Source organism: Granulicatella seriolae (assembly GCF_024543085.1).
In the GTDB taxonomy this organism is placed as follows: domain Bacteria; phylum Bacillota; class Bacilli; order Lactobacillales; family Aerococcaceae; genus Granulicatella; species Granulicatella seriolae.
In genome coordinates, this window is the sequence record NZ_JANHNZ010000006.1 from 33891 (window position 1) to 53927 (window position 20037).

Below are 20037 nucleotides of genomic sequence, written 5' to 3' on the forward strand. Positions count from 1 at the left end.
GAATGAATTAAAAATATTATTCATTCATATTGTAGAAAGGGGATTTCTATGCGTATTGAAAAAGAGACCATCTTAGATACAGCACGCGATGTATTCTTGAAAAAGGGATATAAAAAAACAAATATTTCAGAAATAGCAAAGTCATCCGGTATAGCTGCTGGTACATTTTATAATTATTTCGACTCCAAAGAAGCCTTATTTTTAGAAGTTTATATACAAGAAAATGAGACTGTACGAAATGATTTAATCCGTCGCCTTAATTTGAATCATACAACAGTGGAAGAGCTACTTGAAACAATATTTGACTACACATTCAATCAAGTCACAAACAACAAAATTTTAGCAGAATGGAACAATCCACCCATTTCTAATATCCTCCACCAATATTATGCTTCTGATGAAGGAAAACAAAGAAACACATTCCATATTTTCCTAACCACGACACTAAGAAATATGCTTAAAGAGAAACATTTCGATGACCGAAGTATTGATGAATTAATGAGAGTATATGACTTAATTTATTATTTAGATGTAAATATCACTTCAAGCGAATTCAAAGACTATGAACAAACGCTAAAACTATTAGTTAAGTACTTTTGTAAAGGGCTATTATCAACGTAAAGAAAACATTTGGTTTTCTTTTTAACAAAAATGAATGAATGCATAAAATAGTTCATTCATTTTTATTAGAAAATAAATTATAACTAGGAGGAATCGAAATGACATCAAAGGAGGATTTTAAAATGAGTGGCTTGTCAATCTTTGGAATTTGTTTAGCTTTAATAGGTATTTGCACAGTTATTTACGGTGGGTTTTTATTTCCATTAAATTTTTTGAACAGTGACTTTATGAGTATGGTCATTGGAGGACTGGTGTTACTAACAATAGGTGTTTGCTTAGTTTCTGAACTATCACCTATCTTTAAAGTAACGTCTATATGGTTAACAGCTCTACTATCCTTAGTTTATATTTATGGCTTCGAGATGGACTTTATTGTCAAAGTCATTAGTTTCATCCCTATAATTGGATTAGCCTTATGGTTAACAATAAAATTTTGGAAATAGTTCAAGAGAAAGGCGTGTCAATGATGATTATTGTATACGATAGCTTAACAGGACTGGGAGAAAAATTTGCACAATCATTGGGGTATCAAAGCCAACCTGTCACTAAACACTTATCCGAAGAATGCATTCTTGTCACCAGAAATGTTGGTTCTGGAAAAATTCCAAGAACTACAAAAAAGTTCATCAAAAAATATAGAGAATTAATAGCTGGCTTTGTTAATAATGGGGATCGGGAAAAACATGGAAAATCATTTTGTGGGTCCAGTGAAAAAATTGTGAGAGAATATGGGCTAAAATTAATAAAAAATATCGAAGGCTCTGGAACTGTTGATGACATCAGAGACGTGCAACTTTTTATTACCAGTATTGAGAAATAAATAGTTGTAATCTTGCAGTATTTATTACGAAAAATACTATCCCATTGCGTATTTGCAGAAAGCTCCCCTAGTTAACAAAAAAGGTAATTCCACAATTTCTGTGAGAATTACCTTTTTTCAACTTTACGACTCTTTTCTACGTTCATTACTTTCTAAACACAAACAAATATTCATGTGCAAGCAACAAAAAATTATACTTTACACTATTAGTTTTCCAGTACCCCGTTGCTTTACAGTTGTGTTGTTCTTTTATTATTATTTCTTTCAGCTTAAATCCTTGTGCTTCAAAGATTTTCATAACTTCAAAACTCATAGGTTGAACATGCCCTTTAATTCTTGTATCACCCATCAAAATAGTGCAGAACTTGTCCTTTTTAAGGACTCGGTAACTCTCAGCAGCTACCTTTTTCATTTCCTCTAAAAACTGTGGAATCTTACAGTGGGACAAATCCTCATTAATACCTTCACTGTATTGAATAATATTTGCATAGGGTGGGTGGGTACAGATAAAATCTATGCTTTCATTTTGGATAAAGTGCAAATCTCGTGCATCACCCTTACGTATATAAACTTTACCGCTAGCTCCCTCATGCTCAAAATCTACCTTGTCACGGCACCTATCAAGTGCCACCTCATTTACATCAATACCGATTATATTGCGATTTAAAAGCTTTGCTTCAACAAGGGTAGTTCCACCGCCTGCAAATTGATCAAGTACAAAATCTCCTTCATTGGAGTACCTGAGCAATAAATTACGAGGAATATAAGGTGACCAATTACCTCGCCATTTTGCATCATGTGTAGCCCAGTTTCCACGCTCTGGAAAAGACCAATGAGTAGTCATTTCAAGTTCAAAGTTTTCCGGCTCCCATTTTATTACCTTACTTTTTGCCACAATCACAGCCCCTTTGTAACAATTTCCTCAAGCAATCCTTGCTCAATCATATTAATATTCATTACGTAATCTGTAATATCAAAAGTTTCTCTTAATGGTCTTTTAGCTGTCAACCAACCTTTACCATCTGTAACCCATATAAATCCTGTATTTTCATTTTTAACAAGTGAAAACAAACTGCTAAACTCTCCTGCTACAGATTTTAGTTTAGAACCACCACCACCGTAATAGTTTACCTCCATCAAATACAGCATATCTCCTGCGTCGATAGCAAAATCAAAATGTCTATCTGCTTTGTCAGTATTGACCTCTTTACCAAATTCAGATTTTATTTTAGCTGCTGTCGCTTGAGCAAGGTATTTATAACCATGTTCATCACAAATTGCTTTAACATAGACCTCTATAAGAGCTTCCATAGCACCACCACTGCGATTTTTACGAGCATTAGTATCAAGTCCAACTTCTACACCAATTACATAATCTACTAGATTTTTAATACTTTTATCTGATAGAATTTTTAATAATCCACATTTATCGGAGAATAAAATAATTTTCTCGATTTCTTCATCAGTATAGCTCTTCCTTTTAGTAAATGAGTATGTTATATCACCGCCTATATCAGCAATATTAATGTTTTGGTTACGCACTGCGATCAATACAGGTATAACGGGTACGATTTCCGGATAATTCTTTATTAATTCTCTGAGTTCAGTTGCAATATCTGATTTCCCTATAAGGCTATTCAAAATATTAAGTGGGATTTCAATTTTGGAAACATTGCCTAAAACCTTTCCCCACGCTACAAAGAAATCATATGTGCGAATAGTATCCTTTAGAGTTGAAAGAAGATATTCAAATGCTGCATTTTCAGAAAGGATACCTATAGATTGATATTTTTTAATTTGGTTCATTCATTGTCATCTCCTGTGAAATTTGTTATTAATAATTCACTTATATTGCCTCTGCTACCACCGTTTCGGTTAATCATACGTTTTGCCGATACTCTGTTGATACTGTACTTCTTGTAAAGTTCATCAAAAAAGTTATCTTGCTGGTTACTGTTCTTTGGGTCTGAATTGCTTAAAACAATCTTTGCACCTAAAGAATGTATATTGTCTATAAATTTACCTAACGCTAGTTGCTCATTATCATCAAAAGGAGTTTCAGCGTAGGAAGTAAAGCTTGCTGTTTCAGTTAAGGGGCGATATGGTGGATCGATATACACAAATGTATTTTCGTCTATGAATTTTTCACATTTCTTATAATCACCACAAGTTATTGTAACATTATACAACAGCTTGCTAATTGCAGTTAGATTTTCCTTATCGCAAATAATAGGTTTTTTGTATGCCCCCATGGGTACGTTGAAAAAGCCTTTTTTGTTCACTCGAAATAATCCGTTAAAGCAAGTTTTGTTTAGGAAAATAAATAATGCTGCTTTCTCTATATTTATACTATCCTCATCTTGAATTTTTAAAAAATTAAATCGTTCTCGCTTCTCATAATAAAATTGTTTTCGACATTCTGTATCCATTGGCCAAAAAATATCTTGTATTGATTGTAATTCTGGTATCAGTTCGTTAACATGATTTTTAATTTGCTTGTATGTATTTACAAGTTCTTGGTTTATATCATTTACTAAGATTTCCTCAAAGGAGTAGTTCGAAAGTAAATCAAATAAAACTGCACCACCACCAATGAAAGGTTCACAGTATTTATTCATTTTCGCTCCTAACTCTTTAGGATATTTCTTTCGTATATCAGGGAGTAATTGACTTTTACCACCTGCCCATTTAATAAAAGGTTTCACTGTCATATATTTTCTCCTATTTCATTCAAGGAAAAAGAAATGTCAATCTTACAGCTAAGAGCAGTAGAAATTGCACACGTTTCTTTTTCGGTAAAGTTGTCCCTCGTTAACCCATTGCTATGATTTTGAGGGGTAGTTTCTTTTTTCTGCAAGCTCTGGCATTGTCATTCTACGCTTAAAAAGGAAAAATACTTATCTTTTCATTAACCATATTAAGACACCCTGCCAGACTATATTTCCACATTATCCATTATATAATATATGATAAGATAAAACTTATATCAAGGCATTACTTAAATTTTAAAATCACAAAAAGGGTGAATAAGAAGTCCACCTAGACTAACTAATACAACAAAAGAGTTTCTGTGAAATAGACCAGAAATGACGGTGTTTCAGCATAGCTGACGCACAGTAGCTGTTTCGGCTTTAGCCGATTACAGATACGTAGACAGCTAAGTCGTGAGACCTTGGCTCACGGCGGTGCCACCGTTTTGATTTCTGGTCTATTTCACAGAAACTCTTTTGTGCTTGAAGAGCAGATTTATTGATACGGACTTTTTGCCCAAGCTCAAATAACTTAAGAAAAATATTTAAACCTCTTTACTCAACTGTGAAGCAGCCGCTTGGTCAACAATAACCGTCACATTTGGGTGTTTTTGCAAGATACTTGCTGGCACATCCTCTGTGATTGGCCCGTTAATCATATCTTCAACCGCTTGAGCTTTATTTTCACCAAAAGCAACCAAAACAATCTCTTTAGCATCCATAATAGATTTCAGCCCCATAGAATAAGCATACTTTGGTACATCTTCTTCACGTTCAAAGAATCGTTTGTTAGCTTCGATGGTTTCATCGGTCAATTTGACTTTGTGCGTCTGGATATCAAATGGTGTTCCCGGCTCATTAAAGCCAATATGAGCATTACTCCCAATCCCCAACAATTGTAAATCTACAGGATTCGCTGCTAGAATTTTATTGTAACGAGCTTCTTCAGCACTAGCATCTTCGGCTAAGCCATTTGGCAGATAACTTTCTTTAAATGGTTTCATATGGAATAAATGCTCCTCCATAAAATACTTGTAGCTCTGAGGATCACTACCTGCTAACTCTACATATTCATCCAAGTTAACAGATACTCGGTCAGAAAAATCTAGATCACTTTTAACCAATAGTTCGTACAATCCAATTGGGCTTGACCCTGTAGCTAGACCAAATACTTGAGCGCCATTCTTATGGGCATTTTCAAAAACTTTGAAAGCTTCTTCTGCTCCTTTTTCCGGAGTCGACACGACAATAATTTTCACTGTTATCCCCCTTATACTTTTTTAAAATAAGTTTGTTTCTACTACCATTCTATCATATGTTTTTGTGAAATAACACACGCTTTCAATAAATTAGGTACAGGCAAACTATTTTTTGCATATTCTACTCAAAAAACAAAAAGAGTTTCTGGCAAATACATCAGAAATGCATTCTATTCTGTGTAAATTTTTATCCTGTCACTAATAGAAAAATTATTTCCACCAAGTATCGTATAAGGTAATTGGCAGGTGACGTTTATGCTGAGTTCTTATATACCAAGATTCAATCGTTTGAGCGGATGCTTCTGTAATTTCTTTCCCTTCAAGGTAGGCATCAATATCTTGATAAGTCACCCCAAGTGCCACTTCATCAGGCAGACTAGGACGGTCGTCTTCCAAATCAGCTGTTGGAATTTTTTCGTATAAGCTAGTAGGTGCACCTAAAACTTGCAGCATTTCTCTTCCTTGGGCTTTGTTCAACCGCCAAATCGGTAAAATATCCGCACCACCATCACCAAACTTAGTATAGAATCCAGTGACTGACTCAGCTGCGTGGTCTGTTCCGATAACCGCACAATTGGTTTGGCCAGCAATAGCATACTGAACAATCATCCGTTGCCGAGCCTTGATATTCCCCTTATTAAAGTCACTAATAGTCATGCCACTTGCCACAAGACTGTCCCAAGTCGCATCCACGGCCGGTTTGATGTCTACTCGTAACACTTGCTCAGCCTTCATAAAGGCAATAGCGTCCATAGCGTCTTGCTCATCTGCCTGTACCCCATAAGGCAAACGGATAGCATAAAAAGAGTAGGTCTTCTCGCTTTGTTCTTGGTTGAGCTCGTCTACCGCCATCTGTGCTAGGATACCAGAAAGGGTAGAATCTTGCCCACCACTAATCCCCAAGACGTAGCCATTTAAAAATGGATATCTGATAAGGTAATCCTTAAGGAAGTTAACGCTATTTCGAATCTCTCCTTGTGGATCAATGCTAGATTTTACTTTCAACGTTTCAATAATTTCTTTTTGCAATGGTCTCATCCTACAAACTCCTTCCTTGAGTCTAGATACGAATTTGTTCAGCCTTTTCTTTTACCTCTTGGCGAATAGCCTCAATACTACTAATTTTTTGGTCATAGGTTTCTTGAGATAGGTCAACTGGGTATGGTTCCGGGTTTAGGATACGTTTGTATTCATCCCACAACTCATCTAGTTGTCGGTCACAGTAGGTTTTTATTTCTTTCAATTCAGGCATTTGATAGACCAACTTGCCATCTAGGAAAATATCTTGCAAGACAGGACGCGCTGTAAAATCCGTTACCGTTTTATTGATGTAGGTATAAACGGGATGGAACATGAAGAGTTCATCCACTTGGTCTGGTCGTTCGTGCCACAAAGCAACGTAATCCCCTTCAGACTTGCCATTGCTGTTACGCGTAATACGCCAAACTTGTTTTTTACCCGGCGTGGAAACTTTTTCGGCATTGCTGGAGATTTTCATGGTGTCCACCATATTTCCCTCTTGGTCTTCAATACTAACCAACTTGTACACACACCCTAGCGCTGGTTGATCGTAAGCCGTAATGAGCTTAGTGCCAACTCCCCACACATCAATCTTTGCTCCTTGCATCTTCAAGTTTAAAATGGTTTTTTCATCTAAATCGCTGGACGCATAAATTTTTGCATCATGGAAGCCAGCTTCGTCTAGTTGTTGGCGAACTTTTTTAGAAGTATAAGCCATATCGCCAGAGTCAATCCTAACCCCTTTAAAGTTAATCTTATCACCCATTTCCTTGGCAACCCGAATGGCGTTAGGCACCCCTGATTTCAATGTATCATAGGTGTCTACTAAGAAAACACAGTCCTTGTGGGATTGCGCATAGGCTTTGAAGGCCAGATAATCGTCCCTAAAGGCTTGGACTAGGGAATGTGCATGCGTTCCAGAAACTGGGATACCGAAAATTTTACCCGCTCGCACATTACTAGTGCCATCGCAACCACCAATATAAGCCGCACGCGTCCCCCAAAAAGCCGCATCTAGCTCTTGAGCCCGTCTCGTTCCAAACTCTAAGATTGGGTCTCCCTCAGCCACGATTCTAACACGAGAAGCCTTGGTCGCAATCAAGGTCTGAAAATTGATAATATTTAACAAGGCCGTTTCAATCAACTGACATTCTGCCAGGCTACCTTCTACTTGCACAATAGGCTCATTGGCAAAAACAAGTTCTCCCTCACGAGCAGAACGGATATTTCCATGAAATGAAAAATCCGCCAAATAGGCCAAGAAATCTTCTGGGTAATAACCCAAGTCTCTCAAGTAATCAATATCTGCTGGTGAAAAGTGTAAGTCTTTGATATAGGAAACCAAACGTTCAAGTCCCGCAAAAACTGCATAACCATTTTCAAAAGGCATTTTACGAAAATAAGCTTCGAAAATAGCATGTTTATTATGGAAATTTTGGTCCCAATAGGTTTTTATCATATTTATTTGATACAAATCAGTGTGTAGCGTTAAACTGTCATCTGGATAGCTTGTGATTGTCATAATGTAGGGGCGTCATTTCCCATGGGAGATTGGAAAAATTACCCATTCACTTCCTTTCGCTGTCTGTTTTTAGGAATGATTAGTTACTTAATACTGAGTCAAGTGTACCACTTTTTAGAAGATATTTCGAAAAATTTATTTTTTTATTAGAGAATGACTCTTTGAAAAGAAACACCCCTCAGAAACTCTGGCGGAAGCTTCTAAGGGGGGGAGAAAATAAGGTGATCTTTAGCTAGATGTCACTACGCTTTGAAAAATAACCAAATATTTATTGCTGCTTGATACACTAATGCAATGACCATGACAGTCGTAATAATTGTTCCAGACAATACTGGATGGTAAAGCAAGACAAGACCAATAAGGACTCCAATAATACCAGAAATCACTAAGAAATTGCCGCCTTCTTTAAGACCAATTCTTTTGACTTCAAATCCAGAAATCAATCGTGTAACAGAAATCATTAGGACTAGGAAAGCAAAAATCATCGGAATAGATAGGGCCAATTCTAAGAATGTGCCGCTCAACATCCATACACCGACAATAACAGAGAAAATACCGTTAGCTAAGTTCCAACCACTTTTTTCTTCCGCACTGAAATAAGCTATGATTTGAGAAATCCCATCAAATAAAATAGAAACAGATAAAATAATGCCTAAAGACGCTAAGTTCAAGACAGGATTAGTCAATACAAAATATGCCGCCACAAGATACAAAATCCCAACAAGTAAGAAAAGCCACTTATTTGACTTCTTCATGATTACACTCCTTCTTTCTATCTTTTTTATAAACATATGATATTTATGTCATAATTATATCATAATTTTGACATTTCTCAATTATTTCACTTGCTAATGAAGTTTGAAATAGGTATTATTCACTTAACTTCACTATAGAAAGCAGGAAAAACTATGTTCAATCATTCAAGAAAACCAGCACATCTAAAGCCGTCAAGAGTCTTATGGAGAATTCTACAAGTAACTGGCTTTACAAAGTTTATTGCTTCATTTGTCGTTTATCTGTTGATAGCTGCTGTAGGTTTATACATTTTCGAGCCTAGCATCACCAACATTGGCGACAGCATCTGGTACTGTTTTGTGACCTCAACCACATTAGGTTACGGCGATATCGTTGTGACAACCATCATCGGTCGAGTGATCAGTGTCTTCTTGGCACTATATGGGCTCCTCTTTTTCGGCTGCCTTTCCGGTATTGTGGTTAGTTACTATCTGGAAATGAACAAACGGCTGTCTCAGTATGAGGAGCATGAAAAAGCTGAGAAATCAGATAGCTAAAACATTTATTTTATGTACGCATTTGAGTTCTCAGATACATCTGTTGGAATAGAAGTTGGGTGAATAACCCGTAATAAATTCTACTTTTAAACCACAAAAGACTTTCCGGAAAATATATCAGGAATCGAAACGGTGGCACCGCCGTGAGCCTTGGTCTCACGGTCTTAGCTGTCTACGTGACTGTAAATCGGCTAAAGCCGAAACAGTCACTGTGCGTCAGCTATGCTTTACACCGTTATTCCTGATATATTTTCCGGAAAGTCTTTTGTTTTATAGGAATATGGACTTTTTGCCCATCACCTATAGCGCCAGTTCGATTTCTGAGCCATTACTCGGGAACTCTTTTGCGACTAGAAAATCCATTTTATAAATTAAATTCCTTTTATACAATCTAAAAAAAGTGTTGACCTTTACCTTACGGAATGGTTTATAGTTAACTTATGCTTAAATGGGTAGAGCATAACACTAGTGTGAATGATAGAATATTTTCTATTAAAATATCGGCCTATACGTATCAAGGAGGTGCAAACATGGAGTACACCATTAATAAACTCGCAAATCTTGCTGGACTGACCAATAGAACCTTGCGCTATTACGATGAAATTGGATTGCTATCCCCACAGCGAATTAGCAGTAACGGCTACAGAATCTATGGCCAAAAAGAAGTCGACCTCTTGCAACAAATCTTATTTTACCGAGAACTTGGACTTCAACTTGACGACATTAAACAAATAGTGCACTCAAAAGATTATGATAGTATGTCGGCACTTCAAGACCATTTGCTGGCATTAAAAGCGAAAAAAACACAGCTTGACTTGTTAATTACAACTGTCGAAAAGACATTGGCTCAAAAGAAAGGAGAAATAAAAATGACAGACAAAGAAAAATTTGAAGGTTTTAAGAAACAAATGATTCAAGAGAATGAAAAAGAATATGGTGCAGAGATTCGAGAGAAATACGGTGACAAGACCATAGATGAGAGTAATGCAAAAATGCTGGAACTAAGCCCACAAGAATTTACAGAAATGGAAAATCTATCCTTACAGATAAATGAAACCTTAAAATTAGCTTTGGAACAAGGCGACCCTAGCAGCCAACTAGCCCAAGAAGTTTGCGAACTACACAGAAAATGGTTGGGTTACTCATGGCCTAGTTACTCAAAAGAAGCCCATCTTGGACTAGGTCAACTTTATGTAGAAGACCCTCGTTTTAAAGCATATTATGATGCTATCAAAGAAGGTAGTGCAGAATTTCTGTATGAAGCGTTGAAGATATACTGTGAGTCTGATGAGGTTAGTGGCTAGAAAAAGATAAGATAGCAGAACGGACTGAATGAAAAATTTCTGATTAGTATAATATGAGTTAATATAAGCGCAAATTAGCTTTTTATCAAAAAATTAATTACTTTAGTGGGGACATTAATTGTTAAATAATAATGTTTTAAACTCGAATTCTTCAGGAATATGACGTGCAATAGAGTACTCAAATATACGACCATCATCTAAATTTGCAATTTGCTCAACTTGCATTAAAAAATCAGTATCCGAAAGTTGAAGATGCTTTTTCTCTAACTCTGTTGGGCGACAACCAATAATGTTTAGAAATGAACTTTGTACGTTTAACTGTAAGACTTCTTTTATATATCGATATATTGATGATTCAACATCCTGTATTCTCAAATTACTTATAACTGTAATAGGCATATATGTGTATTCTATTATTGAGGGAATATCATTAATTAACCTAAGTCTATTGATAACATAAATGAAGTCAGATTCTTGGATCGATAATTTCTCTGCAACTTCTTTTGTAGGATACTCTATATCAAATTTTAGAACCTTAGAGGTAACTTGATTTGGAAAACGAATATAAGTACCGTTTATGGAATAAAAATTAGAGCTCTGTCCTTTGTTCCAATTTTTAACGTAGCTACCATCACCCTGTCTTCGGACAATAAAACCTTCAGAAACCAACTCATCTAGTGCTCGTTTCACTGTCATAGCACTAACTTGAAATTGTTTTGCTAGAGTATTGCCATCGGCCAGTTTTTGATTTATTTTATATTCACCAGACATAATTTTATCTCTAATATCTTCATAAATTTTTATATACTTTGGTTTTGAATTCATCAAAAATTCAAATCCTTTCACTGTTCTTTTGCATAATTATATATATATAATTTAGTTACTAGTCATATATTTTTTTTGCATGGTTTTAATGTATCACACAATCTAGTATATTGTCTATAAATGAAGTGTTTTGTAAGCAGTTTAGTAGTAATAAACATTTTGAGTTACAAAAAAACAGAAAACAAGCCATCTCAGGTCTAAGAATAGGCATAGAAATGGCTTGTTTTATCTATATCTTACGCAATATTTATTTTCAAAATTAGTTTCTAAATCTCAAGATTATCTATTTTCTGATCCTTTTTGATTTGATATGCTAACTTACTAGGTAAAATATAAAAATTTGAAAATTAGTAAATCGATAGGGTGTAAGTGTTTGGAAAAAAAGCCGTTATTTTTTTAACTAACGTTTAGCAGAACGCGCCATACGAGTATATGTATGGCGTTTACCTCTAACTGCAATTGAAGCAGAAAAAATATTTTCTAATGAAGCAATACCAGAAGCACCTGCATCACCAAGTTCAAACACATCTACACCTGAACGTTTGGCGGACAAAGCTATTTTTTTTATTGTTGATTCATCTGTACTTTCTTGGGAAGTTCCAACAGTAGCAGAGACTAGTGCCCCTTTTTTTCTTATTTCTGTTGTTAAATTAAACAATAGATCTTCAGTAACACCGGGAACAGAACCTGGTGCAGGAAGGACAATTAGATCAGTACCAGCATCAATATAGCTAATAAGATTTGTGATATCCAGCTCCATTCCGTGTGACACGACAGGGTTAAGCATAAGAAATCCATCATATCTTGTGCGAATCATCTTCAAGTCTTCTCTGATTCGTTCAGGTGTGACTTCTGGTTTATTATAGCCAGTTAGAGATATAAAATCAGGATTTAAATTTATTGCAGCGACCAGGCTTTCTGAGTTAAAACTTTTGAATTTTGGGCCATAATCAGTAATTTCAAGATTTATACCTACTCCTAATCCGGTTAAATCCCTTAGCTTTTCGAGTGGTTGAGCTTCATTTTCTAAACCACTAATAATAGGATTTTTTACATCAATGTCTTTTAATAATAATAAGTCAGATCCAAAGGCTGCTAATAATTCACCATTGGTAACTTCTTTATAAAGAGGTGACGTTTCAGCTGAGATATCACAAATGATTGTTCTTCCTTCAGACTTTAAAATAGCATCTTTTATTGTAAGAGAGCTCTCCAATCCTTTAAAATCAGAAGATACCCACATAAGTAATCGTTTCATTTGCCACTCTCCAATTTGAAAACACTAGGATTTTCTTGAATAAATCCAGATTCTAGAATTTCTATATTGGTGATTGTTTCTTCGTCACTAACTAGTTTTGGTGCTCCATTAATAATTGTATCGTAAGCAAAGTCATAAACACGACCATAGTCTCCGACGGGGGTTGGAATTTGTTTTTCAATCCAATCCCCATTTGTATTTAAATATCTCAAACTACCATATTGATTGGGGGAATCGTGTCCAAATCCAGGGGCATCAGGAGAAATGCCAGCTTTCAGATCATTTTCCTGTTGATCAATACCATATTTAATAAAGCTTCCTTTAGTTCCATGTAAAATTATTTGAGGATAACTTTTGGCTACAAGATGAGAGGTTTTTACTTTGGCTTTGAATTGATTACTGTAGTGCAAATCAACATCAAAATAGTCATCAAGACTACCTTTATTTTGCACAGAACGAATGTCATAAGCTACTTTTTGTGGGCGACCAAATAAGGAAATTATTCGATCAATTGTATGAATTCCCAATCCAAAGAATGTACCCTCAACAATTGGTCCTGGATTTGGAGTATTTGTTGGACGATAATAATCAAAATGTGTTTCTAATTCCAATGGTTCGCCAACATAGCCTTGCTCTAAAACTTGTTTGAGAGCTAAGAAGTCACCATCAAATCTACGATTTTGAAAAGGCATTACCATAACATTGTATTCTTTTCCTAAATTTAATAATTCCTTTGTTTCAGAAAGCGTTGAACAAAATGGTTTTTCAACAATCACATTCTTTCCTGCAAGGATTGCTCTTTTAGCTAATTCATAATGAGTGTGTGCTGGGGTACAAATAGAAATAAGTTGGATTTCGTTATCATTAAGTAGAAATTCTAAATCAGTAGTAAAATCCACCCCTTTTTCAGCATATTCCTGTTCAAGTTCTGGATTTCTTGATAAATTGTAAATCGTTTTAACTTGAATGTTTTTTCTTAGATTTATATAGGGCAAATGATAACGATTTGCGCTCTTTCCAAAGCCAATAAGACCCATTTTCAGCATAAAACTAACCTACTTTCAGTTTTTTTTGTTTTCTCTGACCAATGTTAGTGCTCTCTTTAAAATAGTTGATGCATTGATGCGACCAAAATCTTCTGCACTTATCGTCTCGACGGGGATACGACCACCTAGACGTTTGGTGATAGCTTCCTCCAAAAATGCAATTTGTGGACCTAAAAGAACAACATCTGCTTCTAAGCTCTCCGTATCAACTTTGGGTTCTGAAACAGCCCAGATTCTTACTTTTAATTGATTTTTTGTTGCAATATCTTGCATCTTCTTTACTAAAAAACTTGTTGACATACCTTCATTACAACACAATAAAATGTTCACCATCACTCACACTTCACCTTTCTATTAGTTAATTCGCTATGTTTTTCTATTAAATTTTTATACCAGTAATAACTATCTTTTTTGTATCGTACTTGACTTCCGTTTTGTGTTTCATCTTGATCAACGTATATAAAACCATATCTTTTTTGATAACCATTTAACCAACTTAGTAGATCTGTATAACTCCATGTACAGTAACCTAACACGTTTGCGCCATCAGATATTGCTTCTTGAATTGCAGTTACGTGTGCAGAAAGATAATTAATACGGTAATAATCATGTACTTTGCCATTTTCTATTTTATCATATTCACCTAAACCATTTTCTGTGATTAATATTGGCATACGATATCGACTAGTAAGTCTTCTTATTGCAATTCTAAGTCCTATAGGATCAATTTCCCAATCCCAATTAGTTCGATTGGTATATGGATTGACTACTTTTTTATAGACTCCAGGGACTCCAGATTCTTTAACACTTCCTTTTTTTCCTGTGGTATTTAAATTACCTCTGCCAACTCCTCCCAATGGATTATAACTATTAGTAGAACTTTGGTAATAATTGATTCCAATAAAGTCAGGTTTAGCACTTTTTAAAAGTATCTCGTCTTCTTTAGTTATTTTTGGCATTACTCCTTGTTTCCTTAAATATGATACAGCTGCATGAGGATATGAACCATATAAATAAACATCTAACCAAAAATTTGCAGTTAATTCTTCAGCGTTTTCTGCTGCTAGAACATTTATTGGATCACTATTATAAGAGTATTGTGGTGTATAGGCAAAACTGGGACCAATTTGACCTGAAATATTTAATTCATGAAAAATATTTATTGTTGCTGCATTAACTAGGTTTGCAATATGATTTACCTGATAAAATAATTTGTCATTAGTTTTTCCTGGTGGATGCAAAGCTTGTTGCCAACCAAAAGAAGTGAAAATATTTTGTTCATTTAAACTTATCCAATATTTAACTTTTCCATTAAAAGCTTCAAATAAAGTTTTAGCATAATTGACAAAATCAGGTATAATTTTTCTACTTTCCCAACCACCATACTCATCTTGCAATATTTGTGGGAGATCCCAATGATACAGTGTAACAATGGGCTCAATTTTATTTTTTCGTAACTCATCAATTAAATTCATGTAAAAATCTATTCCGGATTGATTAACATCTCCACGACCATTTGGGAAAATACGAGTCCAAGCAATAGAAAATCTATAGGCTTTCAAACCTTGCTCTGCCATAAGTTTTATATCTTCTTTGAAACGATGATAGTGATCCACAGCAATTTCACCATTTGTGTTTTTAAATGTTTTACCTTCTATTCGAACAAAGCAATCCCAAACAGACTCACTTTTCCCATCTATATTCCAAGCGCCTTCGACTTGATAGGCTGCTGAAGCAGATCCCCATAAAAAATTTGGTGGAAATCCGCTTAAGATTTCATCTTGCATATTGTTTTTCCCCTTTCAAGTCTACACAAATTTCCTACATAAAATCTTTAAACTCATCGAAATTGTCTGAATCTTGATCTGATAAGTTTTGGATTGATATATTTTCAGGACCAGAATTATTATTACTTTCCACTCCCATACTAAACTCATATGCTTTTAAGAATGGGAAATAGACAACTACCATCAATGCAATTAGAACAATTTGTAAAATCACATTTCTGATATCGCCCCCACTAGCCATATATGCATTAATCAGTGGTGGTGTTGACCATGGAACAAAAACTACAATTTTAGATACTAAACCAGCCCATGTTGCAAAATATGCAACTGAAAATGAAATTAAAGGTCCAATCACAAAAGGAATCATAATTAATGGATTAAAGACAACAGGAAATCCATAAATTACTGGTTCGTTAATATTAAACACACCTAAAGGTCCAGCCATTTTTGCAAAATCACGATTGGCTTTTTTTCTACTAAATAAGATAATCGCAATTATCAATGCAATAGTGGATCCTGTTCCTCCTATATGCCCGTATAAGTCTCTAAATGGAAGAACAATAATATTCGGAATATCCAAATTATTGGCAAAAGCTTCAGTATTTTGTTGCATAGCAACTAACAAAGGTGGCTCTAATATTGGATTAACAATACCGCTAGGATGAATTCCTAAGGCGAACAGCAAGTTTGTGACTCCGCATAAAATAATAAATCCAGGTAAACTAGTAGTAAGATTGACTAAAGGGGCTTGTATCATTTTATTGATTAAATCATGAATTTCAAAACTAGTTGTCAAATGAATTAAAAAGGAAGCAAAGCTAAATATTAATAAGGTTAAGATGATTGAAATTAGCGCTTCGAAACTTTGAGCAACAGCAGGAGGTATTCCACCTGTTAATCTAATTTTTAATTTATCTGTACTAGATAATTTGACAAATATTTCTGTTGAAAGAATGGAACAAAGAATAGAAACGAAAATCCCTCCTGTTCCCAAATATGAATATGGAACAAATCCAGAAATTTCTATGATCTGTTCGCTGCCAATTGGAGTGGCGAAACTTGTTAGTGGCAAAACGATGAATAATACAGCAACTGTAACGATAGATGAAAAGATTGGATTACTTGCCTTCCGACTAGTTGCTAAGCTGTATGAAATTAAGATTCCGATAAATAGTGAATAGCTATTCATAGTCCCGTTGATTATCTTATTACCAATTTCTTGCCAAGTTGCTAAGGTAGTATTGGAAATTAAATTGTTTAACCACCCAGTTTCAGGATTGATAATAACATTGTTAATTAATATCATAAGACCAGCTAAAACTAAAAAAGGAACAGTTGTAACAAAAGCATCTCTGAGTGCACGAAAATAAATTTGTGAAGCCATTTTTTGTGCAAAATTATTAATGCTTTTTAAAATCTTATTTTCCTTATTCATACAAAACCCTCCTTATTTGTTTTTTAAGTCATACATTTTTTCATACATTATAATTAATTTTTCTGCCAAATCTTTTAAAAGTGATGTGCTCATCAATTGATCCTCTGCGTGGATAAACAATAAATCCAATGCGATTTTTTCGCCCTGTGCTTCATTTTGAATTAATCCAAAATGCCTCTCATGTGCTTGTCCCATTTTTTTATTGGAGGCATTGATTAAATCTTTAGCCGTATCAAAGTTCCCTTCTGATGCTTTATCAATACTACTCATGATTAATGATTTTGCTTCTCCAATATCTGCAATCATTAAAAACGAAATTTCTTCCATTCCATCCATTTAAATCCTCCTCATGATAATTTTAAGTAAACGTTTCCTTAAGTAATATTATATATAAATAAAATTAAACATCTATATTATTTTATGATATGTAATGATATATTAATTATTTTGTAATTTTTTAGAAACATTAGCGTGGTTGTTTAAATTTTTCATGCTATCAGTTTTAAAAAGTTTAAAAATAAAAAGATTTTTAATTATACTTAAAATAGTTCCAAATACAGTCTGGTAATAATCCCCTAAAATGCCAATTTGTATTAAATTTTTTTGATATAGATTAATCATTTTCTACTATCAGCAACTTCAAAAATAAAAAAATAATTCTCATAAAAATAATCTACCTCCTTTAACTCAACATTTATAATTTGGGAATTTCTATTTGCAAAACAAAAAACATAAAAAACTTTAGATAATTTAAGTAAAATCAAGGTGTACAGCATAGCAACCTTAGCGTGTATGTATCCTATTGATTTTTGACTAATCATCTAAAGTTTTTTATAGATTAAAGAAAAAGCTCTTGATTTAGCGATGCTCATCTAATAAGAATAGCTTTAAATATATTTTTTACCTAAACCTTATATTTATATTATTGAAAGGTTAAAACTAATCCAACTAGCTAAGTTGAAATGATATACCCTATACACTAAAGCAAAACAACCTAAATAAAATATATCTGATTCCTCTTCCTAACAAGCGCCAACACTCCCGTTATCACCAGAGCATCAACACCCAACAAGATAACCCCCTCCTGAAGTGAAAAGCGCAGATGACTACTTTTCTCTGCAAACACATAAAGAGATTGTGCATGCACCATAGGCAGATAAGTTCACAAACTGGATGACACCATCACAGGCAACCAACCCAGGACAAGGGCAATCAAAATCAAAGGTAAATCAGCTCCCAAACAAATGAAAAGGCGGACCAATTGGTAGATAACCAAGAGACCAAGAACCTGATACAATATACTTTGGACAAGAAATGCCCCAATCGAAGTCACCATTAACCCTGTTTGACTGTAGTAGGAAATTGGCAAAATAAATGGATTAACGCCATTCATCAGACCAATGACTAAAAATCCAACCATAAATAACAAGAGTGGCACACAATAACCTACTAGAAAAAGAAAGGCAAAACGACCTAGCTGTAACTTTCTTTGTGAATAGACTTTTTCGACAATAGACAGTCACGTAGACAGCTAAGCCGAGAGACCAAGGCTTTCGGCGGTGCCACCGTTCTCATTCCCGACAGATGCTCTGGATGCTCGACTACCATAATCCAAAACAAAAAACCTAAAAGCACCACGGCTTCTAGGTTTCCATAAACTCATTATTAAATTTTCTTCAACTCATCCTGCAACAATTGGTTAACCACTCCTGGGTTGGCCTTACCTTTTGTTTGCTTCATGATTTGTCCAACTAGGAATCCTACCGCACGATCTTTTCCGTTCTTGTAGTCTTCAATAGATTGTTGGTTATTGGCTAAAACGTCTTGGATAATTGGCAACAATTGGCTTGGGTCGCTTAACTGCACCATGCCATGTTTCTCAACAACACCCTTAGCAGTACCACCTTCATTGGCCAAAAGCAAGAAAACTTTCTTAGCAAGCTTAGAACTGATAGTCCCATCTTCAATCAAGCGAATCATTTCCGCCAAGCTTTCTGGACTCAATTTCAAGTCATGTAGTTCTAATTTTTGACTATTTAAATGAGCTGAAATATCACCCATTAACCAGTTGGAGGCTAGTTTCGGATCAGCTCCAGCTGCCACTGTCTGATCGAAGAAGTCTGACATTTCTTTTGAAAGCGTCAAGACCATAGCATCATAATCTGGCAAACCAAATTCTTTGGTGTAGCGTTCACGGCGTTTGGCTGGCATTTCAGGAATGCGTTGGCGCACTTCTTCTACCCATTCATCCGAAATCTGCAAGTTTGGTAGGTCAGGCTCAGGGAAGTAACGGTAGTCACTCGATCCCTCTTTAACCCGCATCAGGATAGTTTGACCAGTCGTTTCATCATATCGTCTGGTTTCTTGTTGGATGATTCCACCGACACGCAAGACATTGGCCTGTCTAGTTTCTTCATGAGCCAAGCCTTTACGCACAAAGTTAAAGGAGTTCAAGTTCTTCAACTCAGTCTTAGTCCCAAACTCTTCTTGCCCATAAGGACGAATAGAGATGTTGGCATCACAACGCATAGACCCCTCTTCCATCTTGACATCGGAAACGCCAGTAAACATAATCATCTGTTTCAAGGCTTCCAAGTAAGCATAAGCTTCTTCAGGAGAACGCATATCCGCTTCTGACACAATCTCAATCAAAGGCGTTCCTTGACGGTTCAAGTCAACATAAGAAAAGCCATCTGTTCCATGCGTATTTTTCCCAGCATCCTCTTCCAAATGAACCCGTTCAATGCGAATACGTTTGGTCATGCCATCAACTTCAATATCAATCCACCCATCATGCCCAATCGGATAATCAAATTGCGAAATTTGATAGGCCTTTGGGTTGTCAGGATAGAAATAGTTCTTACGATCAAATTTTGTTTCTTGAGAAATTTGGCAGTTCAAGGCAAGTGCTGCTCGCATACCAAATTCAATCGCTCGCTTATTCATAACAGGTAGAACCCCTGGATAACCCCAGTCGATAACATTGGTATTGGTGTTAGGTTCCGCACCAAAATGAGCCGGCGAAGGAGAAAAAATCTTGGATTCTGTTTTTAATTCAACATGGACTTCAAGCCCAATTACGGTTTCAAAATTCATTT

General features: G+C 35.3%; 22 protein-coding genes. 6 read left to right on the forward strand and 16 right to left on the reverse strand.

The features are described from left to right. Positions 1-48: 48 nt before the first annotated feature. The 3 genes from NPA36_RS06970 to NPA36_RS06980 all read left to right on the forward strand — a co-directional run bounded on the left by NPA36_RS06970 (position 49) and on the right by NPA36_RS06980 (position 1441). A complete protein-coding gene (locus tag NPA36_RS06970; protein ID WP_256945402.1) occupies positions 49-621 on the forward strand; it encodes a TetR/AcrR family transcriptional regulator in 573 nt (190 codons plus the stop codon). Positions 622-719: 98 nt separating this feature from the next. Continuing rightward, on the forward strand, positions 720-1064 hold the full coding sequence (locus NPA36_RS06975; RefSeq protein WP_256945403.1) for a hypothetical protein: 345 nt from the start codon (positions 720-722) through the stop codon (positions 1062-1064). A gap of 20 nt (positions 1065-1084) precedes the next feature. Further along, positions 1085-1441 (forward strand): class Ib ribonucleoside-diphosphate reductase assembly flavoprotein NrdI, encoded by a 357-nt coding sequence (locus NPA36_RS06980; protein ID WP_256945455.1) that lies wholly within the window; start codon positions 1085-1087, stop codon positions 1439-1441. A 145-nt stretch (positions 1442-1586) separates the two neighbouring features. Here NPA36_RS06980 and NPA36_RS06985 read toward each other — a convergent pair whose 3' ends face one another. The 7 genes from NPA36_RS06985 to NPA36_RS07015 form a co-directional block, all read right to left on the reverse strand. Continuing rightward, complete coding sequence (locus NPA36_RS06985) at positions 1587-2336, reverse strand: TRM11 family SAM-dependent methyltransferase (RefSeq protein WP_256945404.1); 750 nt, start codon at positions 2334-2336, stop codon at positions 1587-1589. Positions 2337-2338: 2 nt separating this feature from the next. Beyond that, positions 2339-3247 (reverse strand): type II restriction endonuclease, encoded by a 909-nt coding sequence (locus NPA36_RS06990; RefSeq protein WP_256945405.1) that lies wholly within the window; start codon positions 3245-3247, stop codon positions 2339-2341. Next, the gene (locus tag NPA36_RS06995) at positions 3244-4152 is read right to left on the reverse strand and encodes a DNA adenine methylase (protein ID WP_256945406.1); all 909 of its coding nucleotides are present in this window, start codon (positions 4150-4152) and stop codon (positions 3244-3246) included. Before NPA36_RS06995 ends, NPA36_RS06990 begins: the two co-directional genes overlap by 4 nt. Before the next feature lie 584 nt (positions 4153-4736). After that, a complete protein-coding gene (locus NPA36_RS07000) occupies positions 4737-5450 on the reverse strand; it encodes a glucosamine-6-phosphate deaminase (protein WP_256945407.1) in 714 nt (237 codons plus the stop codon). Between the two features lie 210 nt (positions 5451-5660). Next, positions 5661-6488, reverse strand: coding sequence for an ammonia-dependent NAD(+) synthetase (gene nadE / locus NPA36_RS07005; protein ID WP_256945408.1), 828 nt, complete (start codon positions 6486-6488; stop codon positions 5661-5663). A 22-nt stretch (positions 6489-6510) separates the two neighbouring features. Further along, on the reverse strand, positions 6511-7992 hold the full coding sequence (locus NPA36_RS07010; RefSeq protein ID WP_256945409.1) for a nicotinate phosphoribosyltransferase: 1482 nt from the start codon (positions 7990-7992) through the stop codon (positions 6511-6513). Between the two features lie 242 nt (positions 7993-8234). Then, positions 8235-8747, reverse strand: a complete 513-nt coding sequence (locus tag NPA36_RS07015) for an HdeD family acid-resistance protein (RefSeq protein ID WP_256945410.1) — start codon at positions 8745-8747, stop codon at positions 8235-8237. A 153-nt stretch (positions 8748-8900) separates the two neighbouring features. On the opposite strand from NPA36_RS07015, the gene NPA36_RS07020 reads away from it, so the two are divergent. The 3 genes from NPA36_RS07020 (at position 8901) to NPA36_RS07025 (ending at position 10588) form a co-directional block, all read left to right on the forward strand. Then, positions 8901-9284, forward strand: a complete 384-nt coding sequence (locus NPA36_RS07020) for a potassium channel family protein (protein WP_256945411.1) — start codon at positions 8901-8903, stop codon at positions 9282-9284. Further along, positions 9256-9336 (forward strand): hypothetical protein, encoded by an 81-nt coding sequence (locus NPA36_RS10300; RefSeq protein ID WP_407932802.1) that lies wholly within the window; start codon positions 9256-9258, stop codon positions 9334-9336. Before NPA36_RS07020 ends, NPA36_RS10300 begins: the two co-directional genes overlap by 29 nt. A 478-nt stretch (positions 9337-9814) precedes the next feature. Next, complete coding sequence (locus tag NPA36_RS07025) at positions 9815-10588, forward strand: MerR family transcriptional regulator (protein ID WP_256945412.1); 774 nt, start codon at positions 9815-9817, stop codon at positions 10586-10588. A 114-nt stretch (positions 10589-10702) separates the two neighbouring features. Here the strand turns inward: NPA36_RS07025 and NPA36_RS07030 are convergent, their stop codons facing one another. The 9 genes from NPA36_RS07030 to gatB all read right to left on the reverse strand — a co-directional run bounded on the left by NPA36_RS07030 (position 10703) and on the right by gatB (position 20035). Then, positions 10703-11413 (reverse strand): GntR family transcriptional regulator, encoded by a 711-nt coding sequence (locus NPA36_RS07030; protein ID WP_256945413.1) that lies wholly within the window; start codon positions 11411-11413, stop codon positions 10703-10705. A gap of 400 nt (positions 11414-11813) precedes the next feature. Further along, positions 11814-12671 (reverse strand): DUF7916 family protein, encoded by an 858-nt coding sequence (locus NPA36_RS07035; protein WP_256945414.1) that lies wholly within the window; start codon positions 12669-12671, stop codon positions 11814-11816. Beyond that, on the reverse strand, positions 12668-13717 hold the full coding sequence (locus NPA36_RS07040) for an oxidoreductase (RefSeq protein ID WP_256945415.1): 1050 nt from the start codon (positions 13715-13717) through the stop codon (positions 12668-12670). The genes NPA36_RS07035 and NPA36_RS07040 overlap by 4 nt, the downstream gene beginning before the upstream one ends. Positions 13718-13732: 15 nt before the next feature. Beyond that, entirely contained in the window at positions 13733-14050 is a 318-nt protein-coding gene (locus NPA36_RS07045) for a PTS sugar transporter subunit IIB (protein WP_256945456.1), read from the reverse strand. Then, a complete protein-coding gene (locus tag NPA36_RS07050) occupies positions 14050-15504 on the reverse strand; it encodes a glycoside hydrolase family 1 protein (RefSeq protein WP_256945416.1) in 1455 nt (484 codons plus the stop codon). The genes NPA36_RS07045 and NPA36_RS07050 overlap by 1 nt, the downstream gene beginning before the upstream one ends. A 34-nt stretch (positions 15505-15538) precedes the next feature. Continuing rightward, the gene (locus tag NPA36_RS07055; protein WP_256945417.1) at positions 15539-16939 is read right to left on the reverse strand and encodes a PTS sugar transporter subunit IIC; all 1401 of its coding nucleotides are present in this window, start codon (positions 16937-16939) and stop codon (positions 15539-15541) included. 12 nt (positions 16940-16951) lie between these two features. Further along, complete coding sequence (locus NPA36_RS07060) at positions 16952-17275, reverse strand: PTS lactose/cellobiose transporter subunit IIA (RefSeq protein WP_256945418.1); 324 nt, start codon at positions 17273-17275, stop codon at positions 16952-16954. A gap of 826 nt (positions 17276-18101) precedes the next feature. Continuing rightward, complete coding sequence (locus NPA36_RS07065; RefSeq protein ID WP_256945419.1) at positions 18102-18377, reverse strand: hypothetical protein; 276 nt, start codon at positions 18375-18377, stop codon at positions 18102-18104. 227 nt (positions 18378-18604) lie between these two features. After that, entirely contained in the window at positions 18605-20035 is a 1431-nt protein-coding gene (gatB, locus tag NPA36_RS07070) for an Asp-tRNA(Asn)/Glu-tRNA(Gln) amidotransferase subunit GatB (protein WP_256945420.1), read from the reverse strand. Positions 20036-20037: the final 2 nt, after the last annotated feature.

What these genes read in the sequence shown, in the direction of transcription:
- NPA36_RS07060 (WP_256945418.1), bottom strand. Translation starts at nt 17,275, where the DNA reads ATGGATGGAATGGAAGAAATTTCGTTTTTAATGATTGCAGATATTGGA.
- NPA36_RS07040 (WP_256945415.1), bottom strand. Translation starts at nt 13,717, where the DNA reads ATGCTGAAAATGGGTCTTATTGGCTTTGGAAAGAGCGCAAATCGTTAT.
- NPA36_RS07050 (WP_256945416.1), bottom strand. Translation starts at nt 15,504, where the DNA reads ATGCAAGATGAAATCTTAAGCGGATTTCCACCAAATTTTTTATGGGGA.
- NPA36_RS07020 (WP_256945411.1), top strand. Translation starts at nt 8,901, where the DNA reads ATGTTCAATCATTCAAGAAAACCAGCACATCTAAAGCCGTCAAGAGTC.
- gatB (WP_256945420.1), bottom strand. Translation starts at nt 20,035, where the DNA reads ATGAATTTTGAAACCGTAATTGGGCTTGAAGTCCATGTTGAATTAAAA.
- NPA36_RS07025 (WP_256945412.1), top strand. Translation starts at nt 9,815, where the DNA reads ATGGAGTACACCATTAATAAACTCGCAAATCTTGCTGGACTGACCAAT.
- NPA36_RS06975 (WP_256945403.1), top strand. Translation starts at nt 720, where the DNA reads ATGACATCAAAGGAGGATTTTAAAATGAGTGGCTTGTCAATCTTTGGA.
- NPA36_RS07055 (WP_256945417.1), bottom strand. Translation starts at nt 16,939, where the DNA reads ATGAATAAGGAAAATAAGATTTTAAAAAGCATTAATAATTTTGCACAA.
- NPA36_RS06995 (WP_256945406.1), bottom strand. Translation starts at nt 4,152, where the DNA reads ATGACAGTGAAACCTTTTATTAAATGGGCAGGTGGTAAAAGTCAATTA.
- NPA36_RS07035 (WP_256945414.1), bottom strand. Translation starts at nt 12,671, where the DNA reads ATGAAACGATTACTTATGTGGGTATCTTCTGATTTTAAAGGATTGGAG.
- NPA36_RS06980 (WP_256945455.1), top strand. Translation starts at nt 1,085, where the DNA reads ATGATGATTATTGTATACGATAGCTTAACAGGACTGGGAGAAAAATTT.
- NPA36_RS10300 (WP_407932802.1), top strand. Translation starts at nt 9,256, where the DNA reads ATGAAAAAGCTGAGAAATCAGATAGCTAAAACATTTATTTTATGTACG.
- NPA36_RS07015 (WP_256945410.1), bottom strand. Translation starts at nt 8,747, where the DNA reads ATGAAGAAGTCAAATAAGTGGCTTTTCTTACTTGTTGGGATTTTGTAT.
- NPA36_RS07030 (WP_256945413.1), bottom strand. Translation starts at nt 11,413, where the DNA reads ATGAATTCAAAACCAAAGTATATAAAAATTTATGAAGATATTAGAGAT.
- nadE (WP_256945408.1), bottom strand. Translation starts at nt 6,488, where the DNA reads ATGAGACCATTGCAAAAAGAAATTATTGAAACGTTGAAAGTAAAATCT.
- NPA36_RS07045 (WP_256945456.1), bottom strand. Translation starts at nt 14,050, where the DNA reads ATGGTGAACATTTTATTGTGTTGTAATGAAGGTATGTCAACAAGTTTT.
- NPA36_RS06990 (WP_256945405.1), bottom strand. Translation starts at nt 3,247, where the DNA reads ATGAACCAAATTAAAAAATATCAATCTATAGGTATCCTTTCTGAAAAT.
- NPA36_RS07010 (WP_256945409.1), bottom strand. Translation starts at nt 7,992, where the DNA reads ATGACAATCACAAGCTATCCAGATGACAGTTTAACGCTACACACTGAT.
- NPA36_RS06970 (WP_256945402.1), top strand. Translation starts at nt 49, where the DNA reads ATGCGTATTGAAAAAGAGACCATCTTAGATACAGCACGCGATGTATTC.